Here is a 17,776-nt window from a genome sequence, read left to right as displayed (position 1 = left end):
CTCGCTATACACTAGGATTCGGATAATATTATCGACGGAGCGTGTACTCGTTGAGGTTCGCAAGGGATGGAGACGACCGAGAAAACTCGGCAGATCAATGACATGGCGACGCACGGAAGAAGGTTCCGGGCGAATAGCAAGTATCGCCGGTCAGGTTTTTCCAGGCATCTCTGGAAGACGACTGCGTTGTCCACTCTGGCACTTGCCCTTTCCGGCATAGCCGCCCATGCCGGCGACACCGGACTGTGGCAGCCGCAGGTCCGCGCCATCATCGGCGCCAACAACAATGGCGGCAACACGGCGATCGAGGGTTTCCTGCCGCTGAAGCAGAACCTCGAATCCGTTCTCTTTCTCGATGTGCGCTCGAAATACGATTTCGACGACGGCTTCGGCCAGGACGTCGGCCTCGGCGTTCGCCGCATCGTGAATCCGGATCTGATGATCGGCGGCTACGCCTATCTCAACATCCAGAACCACGACAGTCACCAGTTCGTCGCCTCGACGCTCGGCCTCGAGGCCATCACCTCAAAATACGATGCGCACGTAAACGTCTATCTGCCGATCAGCGGCGACCGCAGCACGGCCGGGCAAGAGTCGAGCCTGTCGCTGGTCGGTCATCAGCTGATCGAGCAGATATCGGCCATCGCCCACCGCGATTACGCGGCCTGGGGCATCGAGGGCGAGGTCGGCGTTCAGGTGCCGCTCAACCTGCCCGAGAACCATTCACTGCGTTTCGATGTCGGCGCCTACCATTTCGGCGATCCCGACGGCGACGACGGCAGCATCACCGGCGCCAAGGCCGGCCTGGAATATTCGATCGGCGACGTCATCGGCAAAGGCACGTCGCTGACCTTCACCGGCGAGGTGCGCAACGACAACCGCGATGACACCCAGTTCGCCGGCAGCATCCGGCTGACGGTGCCGCTCAACGCTTTCGACAAGGGCTGGTCTTCGGCCGATGACGGCGCCGAGCCGGTCTATCCGGTCAGCCCCGGCCTGCGCAAACGCGTCAACGAGCGCGTACGCGGCGACATCGGCGTTCGCATCGAGAGCCAGGACAAAGTTACCGGCACGTCGACGCGGGTGGCGATCAATGCCGCCACCAACACGGCATTCGGCCAGTTCTTCTTTGCCGATGGTGACAACGACGCGCTCGGCCTCGGCACGATCGGCGACCCGACCACGCTCGACAATGCAGTCGCCGGCGCCGGCGCTAACGGCGTCGTCGTCGCGCTGGGCGGCAAGGGCAACATTACGACAGCCGGCGTGACGCTCGCCAACGGACAGACCGTTATCGGCGGTGGCGGCGGTGTCCAGGCGCGGCTCGCCGACGGCAGGATCGGCACCTACAATTTCGGCGGCTCCAACGGCACCATCCAGGGCACCAACCCTGCCAACAACGTCCTGACGCTCGCCAATGGCAACACGCTGAGCGGTATCACCATCACCGGCGGCAAGGACGGCATCTTCGGCAACAACATCGCCGGCGCCACGCTGACCAACGTCACGGTCACCGGCACCGGCGGCCACGGCGCCGACTTCACCGGCACCTCGACCGGCGTCAATGGTTCGAACTTCACCGCGACCGGCAACGGTCTCGACGGACTGCATATCGAAGGCGACGGCACCTATAACTTCACCGGCACGACGCTGCTGCAGGGCAATGGCGACGACGGCCTGGATATAACCGGCCACGGCACCTACACTTTCGCCACCCTCAACGCGCTCGACAACAACGATGCCGGCATTACCGTTAAGGGCACCGGGGTCGCCGGCTCGATCACCATCACCGGCGGCCAGGTGTCGGGCAACAAGGCGCTCGGCGACGACGGCGTCGGTGTCTTCATCGATCCGATCACCGCCCATATCGTGCTGGATTCGATCACCCAGACCGGCGGCACATCGGGCGTCGTGCTCGAGAATCTTTCGGGCAGCCTCACCGTCAACGGCGCGACGACGATCTCGAACACGACCGGACCGGCCATCGCGATCACGGATTCGCCGGCCGCGATCCGCTTCGGCGACATCAACATCACCAATCCCGGCACCGACGGCATGGTGTTTGCGGGCGCCAACACATCAATAATTGCCGGCAACATCGTCATTGCTGGCCTCGGCTCCGGCGTCGGCCTCGATTTCTCCGGCAGCCAGACCAATTTCACGGCGCAGTCGCTGAACATAAACGGCACCGGCGGCACGACGTCCATCGGCATCGACCTTGTCCAGACCAACGGCGGCACGATCATCATTACCAATGGCGGCATCATCGCCAATGTCGGCACCGGCGTGCGGCTCGGCATTGCCGGCTCGCCGGCCGACACCGCCAACGCCCAATTCACCTTCGGTGGCGGCTCGATCGGCGGCAACCTCGCCTCGCTCGACGCACGCGGCCTCAATTCCGGTTCGGGCCAATACGCATTCGGCACGGCGACGTTCAACGGGCCGCAACTGTTCGACCAGACGCAGCTGATGTTTGTCGCCGCAGGCGGCACAGGCGACGGTACCTCGCTTTCGGACCTGGCTTCGATCACCGACGCCGACAACAATACCGACGGCACCGCGATTTTCGTGCTGGTCAATCGCGGTGTCATCGACGACACCGACGGCTTTACGCTCGAAGCGGGGCAGACCCTGGCCTCTTTCGGCAACGGCCGCACCTTCTCGGTCGGCGGCCTGCCGATCAATGTGACCGGCGACAACGTCGATCACGGCAGCACCATCTCGGATGCGGCCGGCGCCGCAACGCTGACCGCTTCGGGCAGCGGCGACGTCGTCACGCTGGCCAACAATACCTCGCTCCAGGACTTCAACATCTCCGGCGGTACCGCCAACGGCATCCATGGCAGCGGCGTTACCGGCGTCGTGCTGACCGGCATGACCGTGTCGGGGGCCGCCCTCAATGGCGTGCTGTTCGATGGCGCCAACGACGTTTCCGGCAGCAATCTGAGCTCGACCGGTAATGGCGGCGCTGGGCTGTCGATCCAGGGCGACGGCACCTACAATTTCACCGGCACGACGACGGTGTCGGATAATGCCGGCGACGGCTTGCTGATCAACAGCAATGCCATCACCAGCTTCCAGACGCTCAACGCGACCAGCAATGGCGGCAGCGGCGTCCAGGCCACGTCAACTGGCACCGGCTCGCTTTCGATCGACGGCGGTACCGTCAACAACAACACCACATCCGCCTTTACAGCGTCGAATATCGGGCTCGGTGTCACGCTCTCCAACATCGGCCACGTCGGCGGCACAACCGGCGTCAGCCTTTCGGGCGTCAGCGGCAGCGTCAGCGTTACCGGCCCGACGACGATCGGCAGCACCACCGGCGACGGCATCTCGATCAGCGGCAGCACGGCAACGGTCGGCTTCAGCGGCGACGTGCTCATCAGCCAGGTGCTTGGCAATGGCATCGCGCTCAACGGCAACACCGGCGCCGTCAGCTTCGGCTATGCGGAAATCGGTCCGCCGGGCCTCAACGGGATCGATATTGGGGGGAATACCGGGTCAGTCACATTCTCTGGCCCCACCATCGTTGTCATCGGTTCTGCCGATGGCAGCGCGGGCATCAACTTCAGCGGCACAAACAACGACGTCAGTTTCGGTACGACGACGGTGTTGCTCGGCGAAGGGCTGAACCAGACGGGCATTGACTTCAGCGGCTCGTCAACGACAGCCGATTTCGGGCTGACCAGCATTACCGGCACCGGCGACCTGACCTCGCGCGGCATCGACCTGTCGTCGACGACCGGCAACAAGACGATCACCTTCCTGCAGGGCTCCAAGATCGACAATGTCGGCGTCGGTGTCGAATTGTCGTCAGGCGGCACCACGGCCACGTCGGCCAACGCCAACTTCACCTTCGGCGACGGCAATTCCGCCGATGGGCTGGAATCCTTCATCACCGCCGCAACCGGCGGCTACACTGTCAATACGATCGGGCTGGATCCGGCGCTCGGCAACTACGACTTCGACGATGTCGTCTTCACCGGCGATGCCCAACTGGCGGTAACTGTCGGCGGGGTCGTCATGATCTCGCAGACAGGCGGCACTATTCACGCGGGCACGAACGGGCTGAGCGCCGATGTCACCACCGTGACGGCCGCCCAGGCCGATGCCATGGTTGGCACGCAGACCTTCGCCTTTGTCGGCATCGTCGACCTCAGCGCGACGCCGTTCACGCTCGATTCGGGCCAGTCGATCACCGGTTTCGGCAACGGCAATTCCATCCTCACCTCCGGTACGTTCCAGCCGGTCAATGTGCAGGGCAATCTCGGCGCCACCGGCGGCAATGTCACCGGCGATGAGGGCGTGGTCAAGAGCACGGGCGACACCCTTCATCTGCTCGGCAGCAATCAGGTGCGCAACACCGCCTTCGACTATAGCGGCGGCAGCGGCTCGGTGTTCGTCATCGACCAGAGCGTGGGTGGCTTCAACAATTCCGGCGGCATCGTTATCGAAGGCGTCACCGTCAGCAATGTCGCTGCCGGCCAGACGGCGTTCAACGTCGACGGCCTCACCGGCAACCTGTCGATTATCAACAACAATATCAACGTTCCCGGCACGCTGCTCGATGTCGACGGCGGCAACGGCAACATTACGGTCACTCGCGGCAACTTGCCCAACAGCGCGACGCCCGGCACGCTGACCGGTGGCGGCATCGCAATCGCCAACCGCACCGGCGGCTTGGTCAACTTCACGGACAAGGCGACGATCGGCGGCAGCGGCGTATCGCTGACCAACAACACCGGCGCCACAATCACCTTCGCCGATGTCGACATCACCACGGACGCCGCAACGGCGTTCACTGCAACCGGAGGCGGCTCGGTCAACGTCACGACCGGAACGATCAATGCCACCAATGCGGGAGCGGTGGCGCTCGACGGCATTGCGGCCAACATCAATTTCGCCTCGACAAGCGCCAGCTTCAATTCCGGCAGCGGTGTCGACCTGCAGCATCTGACCGGTACGGTCGCGCTCGGCACCGGCACGCTGACCAACACCGGTTCGGGTACAGCCTTCAATGTCGGCTCGGCGGCCGATCAGAGCGGCGGCAATGCAATCATCTCCTATGCCGGCACCATCGCCAGCAACGGCACCGGTGCCGCCGTCTCGATCCAGGAACTGACCGGCGGCTCGGTGACGGTGTCGGGCAATCTGACCGACGGCAACGCAGCCGATGGCGGCCAGATCTTCATCGGTGGCATCGCCAACGGCACGGCGGCGACCGTCACCTTCTCGGGAAGCAGCAAGAAGATAAGCTCTGGCGCGACGACAGCTGTACAGATCGGCTACACAGGCCCCCTCTCCGCCATCGTCCCGTATGACAATACGGACGGCACGATCAACTTCACCAATGGCGGCCTGGATATAACGACAACGACCAGAGAAGGCTTCGGCGCCGCCTTCGGCGGCACCGTCAGCGTGTCCGGCACCGGCAACAAGATCGCCTCCGGCGGCAATGGTCTGTTCATTGTCTTCGCCGACGTCGGCGTCGCCGGCGTCACCTTCGACAGCGTCTCGGCCGTATCGACATCGGACGCTGCCGGCGTCTTGCTGACAGGGTCCAATCTGGCGGGCGACGTCAACATTGGCGGCCTGAAAGATACCGGCTACATGGGCGCCTCGCTGAACGCCCTGCTCGGCACCGGTGCGGTGAATTTCACCGGCACGACCGATCTCGACGTCAGCTACCGAGGGTTTGATATCGGCGGCCCGCAAGTGGGCACCATAAACATCGCCAACGTCGCCGGCTCCACCCTGACCATCGACGGTGGGGAAGCCGGCATTGTCACGAACGGCCTGCAGGCAGGAATCATCAACGTTGGCGGCAATGGCGGCGTCGCCAGCATCGGCGCGACGACAAGCACCACCGGTGCGGCTATCGCCGTCAGCGGCGGTAACGACCTCATTCACGCCACGCTGAACTACAACGGCTCGATCAAGGTCGACACCGGCATGGTCGTTCAGGCCGTGGCCGACTGGAGCGAGCTCAACATGAGCGGTTCGGTCGTTTCGACTACGGCAGCAACTGGCATTGGTACGGCGGCCTTCGTCTTCACCGGCAACGCCAACGGCGTCTACAATATTTCAAGCACGATCGATCATACCGGCACGGGCATCGGCGTGCGGTTTGACGGATCGTCTAACGGGACGGCCACCTTCTCCGGTGCGTCGAAGATCTTCAACACCAGCAGCGGCACCAACGACGCGATCGTCAAGTTGCCCAGCATCAGCCCGACCCAGGGCATGGGCACGCTCAACTTCACCAATGGCGGCCTGGTCATCACCACCTCGAGCGGCGCCGGCTTCACCGCCAGCACTTTCGGCGCCGGCACGGTCAGCGTCAGCGGCACGGGCAACTCGATAACCACGACGACAGGCACCGCGCTCAACCTCGACAACGCGACGGTCGGCGCCGGCGGCATAAATTTCAGCTCCATCTCGGTCAATGGAGCGGCGACCGGCGTTTCGCTCAACAATGTCAGCGGCGGCACGCTCAATCTCGGCACGGTGAACCTGCAAGGCATCACCTCGACCGGCGTCGACATTTCCGGCACGCTCGGCTCGACGGTAAACTTCGCCAGCCTGACCATCGCCATGCCCGGCGACAATTCGACCGGCATCACCTTCGCCGATGCAGTCGTCAACAGCATCTTCACGACTGGCGGTTTCACGCTCACCAGTGCTTCCTCGACCGGCACCACCGCCGTCAACCTGTCCAACACCACCGGCACCGGCACCATCCAGCTCGGCGATCCGAACACGGCCGGCGCATCCTCCACCATCGGCGGCGCCGGCGCCGGACCCGGCATCGGCTTCCAGTTCACCCCGACGACGGCGATCAACTTGATCTATGGCGACGGCGAAAGCGCGGTCGACAAGCTGTCGACGGTCAAGGCAATCGACATCCTCAATTCCACCGGCGTTTTCCCGGTCGGCGGCACCTATAATTTCCAGGATGTCGACGGCGCCAATGGCGGTTTCATCGGCGACCTCTCCGAGGCCCAGGGACCGACCACCTATTATGTCGACCAGGACGGCGACGGCGACGGCACCGCCGCCAATCCGGGCTCGATTGCCGGCGCGGAAGCGTCGGGCGCCTCGGTTGTCATCCTTGTCGACACGTCGCAGAACGGCACCAGCAACCTCATCGACATGATGCAGGCTCAGCAGAATGGCGGCGGCAACAACACGCTCAACCTTGCCGACGGCCAGATCCTGATCGGCCTCAAGGCCGGCGATTCCATCGATACCGCGCCGCTGGGCGCCGTCGGCGGCGGCCTCGGCGGCAATTTCAGCTTCAGCGGCATCAATGCCTCGACCGTCATCACGGCAGGGTCCAATGTCGACAGCGTGCTGGCGACGCTGACGACCGCGAGCGGCAACACTATCGATTTCTCCGGCAAGGCCGGCATCGAAAACGTCATCGTGCAGAACACCGGTGCGGGCCTTGGCATCTCCGGCACCAACATCACCGATCTTATCCTGCGCCGCGCCACGATCGCCGGCGGCACCGGTGGCGCCCTGTCGCTTACCGACGGCGCCGCTGCCAGCCAGATCGCACTGTCGAACCTGATCCTGTCGGCAACCGGCGGCGACATTGCCAAGGTTGACGGCACGGTCGGCGCCGGGCTGATGAAGGTCAGCGCCTTCTCCGACATCACGCTTCTGGGCAACAATGGCGAAACCGGCGGCTTTGAGGTGAGCGGTGTCACCTTCGATGCCGTTCCAGCGACCGTCGGCATCGACCAGGTCGACGGCGGCGCCTTCGTCGCCGGCACAAGCAGCAATGGCGTCGGCGGTTATGGCCTGACGCTGTCCGGTGTATCCGGCGATATCCAGTTCGACAGCATCACCGCCTACGGTGGCGTCAACGGCATCGCCCTCAATGGCGTTGACGCCACCGTCACGGTCAGCGGCGCCACCACCATCACCGGCACCACAGGCTTCGGTATCAGTGCGATCAACACCAATCCCGGCACTTTCAACTTCAACACGGTGACGGTGAACAACGTCGCGACGACCGGCGGCGGCATCAACTGGGTCAGCGGCAACCTCAACATCGCCGGCCTCGCCAACATCGACACGAGCAGCGGCGTCGGCTTCTCGCAAAGCGCCGGCACGGTGAACTTCCTCAACGGCCTGACCATCGATACCACCAGCGGCACCGGCATTGTCGGGACCGGTGGCGTTATGGGCATCACCGCTTCCGCTGCAGCCCAGACGGTAAATTCGACCAGCGGTCAGTCGATCAGCCTCACCAACGTCGCCGCCACCATTGCGCTTGACTCGACCTCGTCGGGCGGCGGCACCAACAATGTTGGCCTGGCCAATGTCACCGGAACAGTCAGCCTCGGATCCGGCGCATTGAGCGGCGCTTCGGGCGTCGCATTCCTGGTCAATGGCGGCGCTGCGACCGTCAGCTATGGCGGCTCCGTCACCAAGACCACCGCCGGCAAGATCGTCGACATCTCCGGCGTCATCGGCGGTTCGGTCACACTGTCCGGCGCGCTCAGCGCCACCGGCGGTTTCGACAATGGTATCTATGTCCACGGCAACTCCGGCGGGACCATCACTCTCAGCGGTGGCACGAAGACGCTGACCACTGGCGCCAATACGGCGGTCGACTTGACGACCAACACCGGCGCGACGATCAACTTCGATACGGGTGGCCTGGTGATTACCACCACCTCCGGCACGGGCTTCAACGCCAGCGGCGGTGGCACGGTCAGCGTCGGCGCGCTCCTCAGCGACAACAGCATCACCACGACGGCCGGCGGCACCGCGTTGAACCTCAATGGCGTTACGATTGGCGCTGCGGGCATGAATTTCGACAGTGTTTCGGCCACTGCCGCCGCAACCGGCATCTCGCTGACCAATATCGCCTCGTCGGGCGGCGGGGCCATCATTCTCGGCACGGTCAACCTGCAAGGCATGACCACGCGTGGTGTCGATGTTTCCGGCACGCTTGGCGCGGCGCTGTCCTTCAACGATCTCGACATCGGCCTGAACAGCACCACGGGCGTGGCCTTCGACCTCAACGGTGCCACCATCAATGCGGCGGTGACGGCCAATGACTTCGATGTCACCAATGCCGCCGCCGCCGGCACCTCGATCGCCGTCGACCTGCGCGGCGCCATCGGCGGCCAGACGGTGCGCCTCGGTGATGCCGTGGTCGGCGGCGCCAGTTCGAGCATAGCCGGGGTTAACACCGGCGTGTTCCTCAACAGCGCCACCAACCTCGCTTTCACCTATGGCGACGGCGAATCGGCGACCGACCAGCTCTCGACCATCGGCGCCAATGTAGGCATCGACGCCTCCAGTGCGCCGGTTGCCGGCACCTACAACTTCCAGGACGTGAACTTCCAGTCGACCCCGGGCTTGGGCTTCGGTGTCGGCAAGGTCTATTTCGTCGGCGCTTCCGCGACCGGCGACGGCAGCGGCCGCGACCAGAACAATCTGGCGACGCTGACCACCGCCGAAGCGGCAGCAGTGTCGACGGACATTCTCGTCCTCGTCAACGATGGCGGCGTCATCACCGCGGCAGGCAGCAATGGCAACGATACGCTGGCGCTCGCCATCGGCGAGCAGGTGCGCGGCTTCGGCAACGGCAACATCAACCTGGCGCTGACGGTGCCCTCCACCATCCAGCTGGCCAGCAACAGCATCTCGATCATCGACCAGACGCCCAATGGCGCCGCGACGCTGACGACGAGCGCCGGCAACAATGTCATTACGCTCGGCGCCAGCGGCAACATCATCGACGGCTTCATCCTCGATGGCAGCCCGGCGGGTGCCGCGCGTGGCGTCAAGGACAATGGCGCGGGTGCTGCGAATACCGTCATCAGCAACATGACTATCCGCAATTTTGCCACGCAGGGTATCGAGATCACGCCGTCGAACAGCACGAAGATCAACAACGTTGCTTTCTCCGGCAACGCCAGCGATGTGTGGCTGAACGCGTCCAACAGCACCATCACCAACGTCACCAGCACCGGCGCCACCGGCATTGCTTTCAAACTCGACAACACCGCCGGCACGACGACGCTGACCAACGTCAACATCACCACCGCAGCGACCGGCACCGGCATCGCCTTCGGCGGCGCGTCGGGCGCTGGCGGCACGATTGCCGGTACCAATGTCGATATATCGGGCGGCAGCGGCCTTTCGGTGACCGGCGGCAACGCGGTGATCAGCTTCGACGGCGCCAGCTCCATCATCAGCACGTCGGGCGCGGCGGCCACGATCTCGACCCGCGCTGGCGGCAGTTTCACCTTCGCCGGCTCGATGATCGCCAATGGCGCTGCCAGCGGCATTAGTATTTCCGGCGCGACGGCGGCCAATACGGTGAGCTTCACCGGTACGGTCGATCTCGGCACCACGACGCCGATGACCGGCACCGCAGTCGCAATCAACAACGGCGCCACGGCCTCGACCGTCAGCTTCGCAAACCTCGACATCGTCACCAACGGCACCACCGGATTCAGCGCCATCAATGGCGGCACGGTCAATGTGACGACCGGCACGGTGAGCTCCACTTCCGCGCAGGCGGTCAACCTCAACGGCATCGCCACCACCACCGGCATCAATTTCACCTCGACCAATTCGACCGGCGGCACCAACAACGTGTCGCTGACCAATGTCACCGGCGCCGGCACTGTCAGCCTCGGCTCCGGTGCGCTCGGCGGCGCGACCGGCGCGGCCTTCCTGGTCACCGGCGGCTCGGCCAATGTCAGCTATGCCGGCTCGGTCACCAAGACCACGGCCGGAAACGTCGTCAGCATCTCCACCCGCACCGCCGGCACCACGACATTGTCGGGCACTCTCAGCGCCACCGGCGGCGTGGCCAACGGGATCCTCGTCAACGCCAACACCGGCGGCACGATCAACTTCTCCGGCGCCAGCAAGATACTGACCACCGGAGCCAACAATGCCGTCGACCTGACGGCGAACACCAACACCGCGGTCAACTTCACCGGCGGCGGCCTAGCCATCACCACCACCTCCGGCACCGGCTTCAACGCCACGAGCAACGGTACTGGCACCGTGACCGTTATCGGCTCGGGCAACACGATTTCGACCGGCAGCGGCGTCGCGGTCAACCTTGACAGCGTTGCCATCGCGGCGGGCGGCGTGACCTTCGCTTCCACGAACAAAGGCGCCGGCGGCACCAGCGCCGTCATCCTCGATACCGTCACCGGTTCGGGAGCGATCGACCTCGGCACCGGCGCGCTGGTGGGCGGAACAAGCGCCGTGATCCGTATCGGCGATGGCCTAGGCACCGCCAACAGCGGCGGCACGGCGGCCTTCACCTATGCCGGCGCGATCACCAGCGGCAGCACCGGCCAGGCGGTCAACATCCAGGATCGCGCCCTGACCGCCGGCAACATCACCCTGTCGGGCAACATCACGCATAATGCGGCGGGCCAGATCGGCATCCTGCTGGACGACAATGTCGCCGGCATCATCACCTTCTCCGGCGCGTCGAAATCGATCACCTCGACCACGGCGGCTGGCGTCAGCCTGAGCGACAATGCCGGCGCGACGATCAACTTCACCAATGGCGGGCTGGTCATCGCCACGACCAGCGGCGCCGGTTTCAGCGCCACCGGCCCCGGTCCGGCAGCCACCACCGGCGGCACGATGACGGTGCAGGGCACCGGCAACACCATCGTGTCCGGCACGGGCACGGCCCTTAATGTCGCCAACACGACGATCGGCGCCGGCGACGTGACGTTCAGGAGCATTGCGTCCAATGGTGCAGCCAACGGCATCGTGCTCAACAACACCGGCACCAGCGGCAATCTGGTGGTGACCGGCACCGGCGCGACGGGGGGCAGCGGCGGCACGATCCAGAACTCGACCGGCGATGGCGTCAGCCTGACCGACACTCAGGATGTCAGCCTGAGCAACATGATTATCAGCGACAATGCGGGCAACGGCATAAAGGGCCTGCGCGTCAACGGTGTGGTGCTCAACGGTCTGACCCTGAACAGCAATGCCGATGCCAACACCGAGTCCGGAATCCTGTTCAACGAACTTACCGGCAACGCCTCGCACGTCACCACGTTCACCAACCTCACGGTCTCCAACTCATTCACCCATAACGTGCAGGTCATCAATTCCGGCGGCACGTTGGCGAACCTGGTGGTGAGCGGCGGCACGTTCTCGAACAACGGCGCCTCGAACAATGCCGGCAGCGACTTCATCTTCGAGGCGGACGGCGCCGGTGTCGCCGGCGCGCCGACGATGACGCTGACCGTCGACGGCGCAACCTTCACCGGCAACAACGCCTATCCCGGACCGGGAGTCATCCCTGGAACCGGTCTGTTCGTCATTGCCAATGACGGCACCGTCAACGCTCACATCGGCGAGACCACGGGAAATCTATTCAACAATCTGAACAACGGCATCAACCTTACCCAGAGCAGCAATTCCGGCGCCGGCACGGGCGGCAATCTGAATTTCACCGTCCGGAACAACACCGTCACCAACAGCGACTCGACGGCCATCAACGTGTTCAGCAGCGGCGACCTCGCACGGACGCTTGACGGCACAATCGCCAACAACGTCATCGGTACGCAAGGCGTAGCAACCTCGGGATCGCGAACCGGCAACGGCATCAGGGTTGGGCATGAAAGCCTCGGCGTCGCCAAGGTGCTGATCGACAACAACATTATCCAGAGCATCGGCGTCAACGGCATAAGCGGTGGCGACAGCGTCTCGATCACGCAGCTCGTGCAGCCGGGCACCGTGCACGCGACGGTCACCAACAACACCATTCGCGACAATGCCGACAGCCGCGGCATCACGGTCACCGCCACATTTGCCGGCGCTATCATCAATGCCGACGTTCATGCCAACGCCATCACCAACGTCAACAACGCCAATGCCATCCGCTTCCTCGCGGACGGCCTCGGCGGCGCCGACGGCACGATCAACGTACCGCAGGCGAGCGAGGCCGGTATCGAAACCGTCAATGGCGGGGCAACGGCACTGACGGACACCCGGACGTTCTTCAACCAGCCGCTGCCACTGCTGCCTGCCGCGACACCGTAGTCAGCAACCTTGGATTTCGTCCTAGGAAATATATTTTATGAATCTGATATCGACTTGTTATCTTACTTAGGCATAATACAAGAATTCAGACAGTAAGCGGCCAACGGAGGGGGACGGGGATGAGTGAGCCTTATTTAGGTGAAGTCAAGATCATTTCCTGGAACTATGCACCGCGCGGCTGGGCATTTTGTAACGGCCAGTTGTTGCCGCTTAACCAGAACCAGCCATTGTTCTCACTTCTTGGCACCAGGTACGGCGGCAACGGCCAGACAAATTTTGCCCTTCCGGATATGAGGGGACGTGCGCCGGTTCATACGGGCGGCCCTATCGGTGCAATTGTCGGCGGCCAGGGCGGCGAAGAGTTTCACACGCTCACGCTCGGCGAAATGCCGACACACAACCATTTCGTCAACGCATCGAACACTGCCGGCAACGTCAACAATCCATCCGGCGCGCTGTTGGGGGCGAACGCCAGCCCGATCTATCAGCCGCCTGGCAGCGCGGTGGCTATGGCGAAGGAAAACATCACTTTCGTCGGTGGCGGCCAGCCGCATGAGAACAGATCGCCCTATCTCGTCTTGAATTTCATCATTGCCCTGCAAGGCATATTCCCGTCGCGAAATTAAGAGGACGCTTCGATGAGCCAACCTTTTGTCGGCGAGATCAGGATGTTCGGTGGCAATTTCCCTCCGAATGGCTGGGCGTTCTGCCAAGGCCAGTTGATGCCGATCTCCGAGAACGAAACCTTGTTCAATCTGATCGGTACGACCTATGGCGGCGACGGGGAGGAAACATTCGCCCTGCCCAACCTCGCATCCCGCATCCCCGTCCATGCTGGCAAGGGCCCGCTGGTCAGCCAGACCTATATCATCGGAGAACTGGGCGGGGTCGAATCCGTCACTGTTTCAACCCAACAAATGCCGAACCATTCCCATACCTGGACCGGTTCGTCGAATATCGCCAAGAATCCGGGTCCGTCCGGCGGTGTCCTGGCGACATCGAGCCTGCTGACGCCCTATGTGGGTATCGCACCTGATGGCAACATGGCCGCCGGAGCCATTTCGCCGGCCGGCGGCAGCCAGCCTCACGACAATATGGTGCCGTTCCTCGCCGTCAGTTTCATCATCTCGCTATTTGGCATCTTCCCCCAGCAAAGCTAGAGACTTGCCATGACCAATCCGTTCGTCGCCGAAATTCGAATTTTTGCCGGAGATTTCGCCCCGACGGGGTGGGCGACCTGCGATGGCCAGCTCCTGCCAATCTCGCAGAATACGGCGCTGTTTTCGCTGCTGGGCACAGTTTACGGCGGCGACGGCAAGTCGACCTTCGCATTGCCGAATATGGCTGGCTCCGCGCCCATGGGGCAAGGACAGGGCAATGGCTTGTCGGAGCGGTTTCTCGGCGAGACGGGTGGCGAAACGTCCGTCACCCTTCTGCAAACGGAAATGCCGCAACATAATCATTTTGTCGCGATATCCACCGAGAGTGGCGCCCAGGGAACTCTTACCGATGCGGTTGTTCTGGGGAAGTCGGGGGGCGGAACGCTTTATCAGAACAACACTTCGCAAAATCTGGTCCAGATGGACCCCCAGGCACTGAGCATAACGGGCAGTACGTTGCCTCACAACAACCTGCCTCCCTATCTGGCGATGACGTTCATCATTGCCATGCAAGGCGTTTATCCGGCGCGTCCGTAAGCGCCACTCCATGATCCAGCTTCCGATTGTGGACAACGGGCCTGTTATATTTTGCTGGGTGCGCGCGGCGCGGATTGATCTGACGTTCCGCCCGATGGCGGACGCCGATCTGCCGTTCCTGTCCGCGCTCTACGCCTCGACCCGCGCCGAAGAACTTGCCGTCACGCCGTGGAGCGACGCGCAGAAAACGGCGTTCCTCGACATGCAGTTTCAAGCGCAGCACGCGCATTACCAGAAATACTATCCCAACGCCGACTGGCTGGTGATCGAGCAGGCAAGGCAAGATATCGGTCGCCTGTATATCGAGCGCTCGGCGAGCGAGCATTGCATCATAGATATCGCCTTCCTGCCGGCGCATCGCGGCAAGGGGTCTGGCGGTGCGTTGCTCGCCGATCTCATCGATGAGGCCGCCGCCGTCGGCAAGTCGGTCTCGATCCATGTCGAGAAGAACAATCCAGCGCGGCGGCTCTACAAGCGCCTCGGCTTCACCGTTGCCGAGGACAAGGGCGTCTACGACCTGATGATCCGTTCGCCGTAAGGGCCGTGCCGGTCGTCACGTGCCGCGATACCAGGAGACGATGGTGAAACGTTCGTTGCACGTGACCGGGGTGACTTCATGCGTCGTTTCCGAGCGAAAGGCGACGAGAGAGCCCGGCAATGCCGGCATGGCAATGCGCAGGTCCGGGCCGCTGTAAGGCCCATGCAGGACCAGCGAGCCGCCTGCATAGCTTTCTGGCGAAGGGTTGTCCGATTGACGGTTGAGAAAGATCACCACCGAGATCTTTCGGAACCGCGACTCGTCGTGAATGAGCGGCGTGTTGCCATCCTGGTGCGGCACAAAGAAATCGCCTTGCCGATAGTGAAGGAACTGAGGTTTCTCGACCTGGCCGAGCAGCAGCCCGAAATGCCGCTCCAGAGCCGCCTTCTGCTGCGCCAACAGGGCACTCACTCGCTCTTCAGTGGCCTGCGAAACATCGGCGCGCACGGTCTTTCGGATCTCCGGCCATGCCATCTTCTGGTCGGCACGCCCCAGCAGGCCGGCCGGCCGGCCCAAAGCCGCCCGAATTTCCGCGCACAGTGCGCTACACGCCGCTCCGTCAAATACGTCCGCAATCTCGATATAGTCGATCATATGTCGAGCCGCCGCGCTGCCAAATCGCCCTGATGGCCGGAGCGTCCCCGTGGCCGATCCGGTCGAAAAAAATCAGTTGAATACCGCCTCGTAAAGCCGCCCTGCCTCATCGGCAGCGATCGGCACGATGAAGATCTCATGGGCGCCGCTTTTGCCGTTGAACCGATAGATAGCCTGCGGCAGCGCCGCGTCGCGCGGCCCCCTGAACAGCAGCGTGAAGCCACCGCCGTCGCGCGGGCTGTTGGCAATGGGCTGCACCGCGCTCAGTTCCATCGTGAGCGTCTGACCGCCGGCTTCGACGGAAAAGCTCTGCCCCTGCTCGAAATCCGAAAGCGATGCCATGCGCCTGCCCTGGTTCGTCTGTCTTTCAGACGGCTCTCTTGAGATGTCTATCCCGTCAGCCAATCTCGCCGCTTCATGGCGTGCTGTCTATAGAGCATCTCCAGAAGTACAAAAGAGCACGATCAAACAAACAGATAGATTTATCTTGGCCACGTAGGGTGAAGCAGCCGTCAACGCGTTGCGCACCGGCAGCCACTGGCCTAAACCGGAATGGTATAAGAGGAGAACACTAGGGATGACTGACGCGAAAACAGACACGGCCCCGGCCGGAAGCACCGCGACCAACGCGCTGCCGCTGTTCTACAAAAAACCCGAGGCGCTCAATCCGCTGCGGCACGGCTCACTCGGCCTTACGGCGCGGGCCGATTTCTCCTTTGCCCGCACCGCGCACGCCATCCCCGTCGTCGCATCGGAAATGCCCGCGGCGATGCGCTCCTATCCGATCGTTTTCATTGGCGTCGCCAAGGCGCCTGTCATCATCACCGGTCTGCGCCAGGACCAGAACCTGTTCGTAGGCGCCGACGGCAAATGGGCGGAGCCGCATTACATTCCCGCCTATGTCCGCCGTTACCCCTTCATCCTCGCCGATGAATCGAAAACGACCGGCCGCCTGACGTTGTGCATCGACCGTGCCAGCGAACGCGTCGTCGAGCAGATGCCTTCGTCCAAGGACAGCGACGAGATCGCGCCCTTCTTCGACGGCAACGAGCCGGCCGAGGCCTCGAAGCAGGCGCTCGCCTTCTGCAGCCAGTTCCAGACCGACTTCAATGCGACTCGCGCCATGATCGACAAGATCGACGCGCACGGCCTGTTCGCGCCGCGGCAGAGCAAGGTGACGCTGGAGGGCGGCGAGACCCTCAACCTCACCGACTTTCAGGTGATCGACGAGCCGGCCTTCAACAAATTGAGCGACGAGGCGTTTCTCGATCTCAGGAAATCCGGCGCGCTTGCGCTGCTCTATTGCCATCTCGCCTCGAGCAACAGCTGGACCTCGCTGGTCTTCCAGGCGTCATTGCGGCGAGCTGGCTGACGCGGCCCGCGACGAAAAGCTTCGGCAAGGCGCGGGTTGTTTAAATCAACGGTTCGCGCCTTCGTACGACGATCTCTCCGCCGCTCGAATCATGCTGTTGTCGTGCAGATCGCTTGCCATGACGGGCTGGCGAACTCCCAATGCTCGACGTGTAGCTCTCGCCGAAATGCGCCGAGGCGGCATCACCCCCCGGTTCGCGGACCTGTCAATAAAGTCGAGCACGCCAGCCTTGCTGCCCTCCTCGATCGTTGAATAGCCGGTCGCGGCCATCGAGCACGGTCCGAACGCAAAAAGCCCGCGTGAAGCGGGCTTTTTTTGTTGGTTGCGGGGACAGGATTTGAACCTGTGACCTTCAGGTTATGAGCCTGACGAGCTACCGGGCTGCTCCACCCCGCGTCACCTCCAGGGCAAGCTCTTGCTTGCTCCGGACTCTCCAGGGCAAGCTCTTGCTTGCTCCGGACTCTCCAGGGCAAGCTCTTGCTTGCTCCGGACTCTCCAGGGCAAGCTCTTGCTTGC

Annotated in this window: 8 protein-coding genes and 1 tRNA gene; 6 read left to right on the top strand and 3 right to left on the bottom strand. The window is 63.1% G+C overall.

Going from position 1 to position 17,776, the window contains the following annotated elements:
- Window positions 1-186 precede the first annotated feature (186 nt).
- The 5 genes from NKI32_RS27400 to NKI32_RS27380 all read left to right on the top strand — a co-directional run bounded on the left by NKI32_RS27400 (window position 187) and on the right by NKI32_RS27380 (window position 15,294).
- Window positions 187-13,059, top strand: coding sequence for a beta strand repeat-containing protein (locus NKI32_RS27400; RefSeq protein WP_353004519.1), 12,873 nt, complete (start codon window positions 187-189; stop codon window positions 13,057-13,059).
- Window positions 13,060-13,178: 119 nt separating this feature from the next.
- On the top strand, window positions 13,179-13,685 hold the full coding sequence (locus tag NKI32_RS27395) for a phage tail protein (RefSeq protein WP_023672955.1): 507 nt from the start codon (window positions 13,179-13,181) through the stop codon (window positions 13,683-13,685).
- Window positions 13,686-13,697: 12 nt separating this feature from the next.
- The gene (locus NKI32_RS27390) at window positions 13,698-14,219 is read left to right on the top strand and encodes a phage tail protein (protein WP_023672956.1); all 522 of its coding nucleotides are present in this window, start codon (window positions 13,698-13,700) and stop codon (window positions 14,217-14,219) included.
- A 9-nt stretch (window positions 14,220-14,228) separates the two neighbouring features.
- Window positions 14,229-14,756, top strand: coding sequence for a phage tail protein (locus tag NKI32_RS27385; protein WP_023686661.1), 528 nt, complete (start codon window positions 14,229-14,231; stop codon window positions 14,754-14,756).
- A 10-nt stretch (window positions 14,757-14,766) separates the two neighbouring features.
- A complete protein-coding gene (locus NKI32_RS27380) occupies window positions 14,767-15,294 on the top strand; it encodes a GNAT family N-acetyltransferase (RefSeq protein WP_023833000.1) in 528 nt (175 codons plus the stop codon).
- A gap of 15 nt (window positions 15,295-15,309) precedes the next feature.
- Here NKI32_RS27380 and NKI32_RS27375 read toward each other — a convergent pair whose 3' ends face one another.
- Together NKI32_RS27375 and NKI32_RS27370 are read right to left on the bottom strand one after the other, a co-directional pair.
- Window positions 15,310-15,888, bottom strand: a complete 579-nt coding sequence (locus NKI32_RS27375) for a 2OG-Fe(II) oxygenase (RefSeq protein WP_023672959.1) — start codon at window positions 15,886-15,888, stop codon at window positions 15,310-15,312.
- A gap of 72 nt (window positions 15,889-15,960) precedes the next feature.
- A complete protein-coding gene (locus NKI32_RS27370) occupies window positions 15,961-16,230 on the bottom strand; it encodes a DUF6916 family protein (RefSeq protein ID WP_023672960.1) in 270 nt (89 codons plus the stop codon).
- A 235-nt stretch (window positions 16,231-16,465) separates the two neighbouring features.
- Between NKI32_RS27370 and NKI32_RS27365 the strand changes: the two genes are divergently transcribed.
- Window positions 16,466-17,260: a SapC family protein gene (locus tag NKI32_RS27365; protein WP_352759245.1), complete on the top strand. Its 795-nt coding sequence runs from the start codon at window positions 16,466-16,468 to the stop codon at window positions 17,258-17,260.
- Between the two features lie 319 nt (window positions 17,261-17,579).
- On the opposite strand, the gene NKI32_RS27360 is transcribed toward NKI32_RS27365, so the two are convergent.
- Window positions 17,580-17,656 (bottom strand) — tRNA-Met (locus NKI32_RS27360).
- Window positions 17,657-17,776: the final 120 nt, after the last annotated feature.

It is taken from the genome of Mesorhizobium sp. M0761 (assembly GCF_040320205.1).
GTDB lineage: Bacteria > Pseudomonadota > Alphaproteobacteria > Rhizobiales > Rhizobiaceae > Mesorhizobium.
Note: the sequence above shows the minus strand (reverse complement) of the source record. Positions and strands in the feature narration are given on the sequence as shown.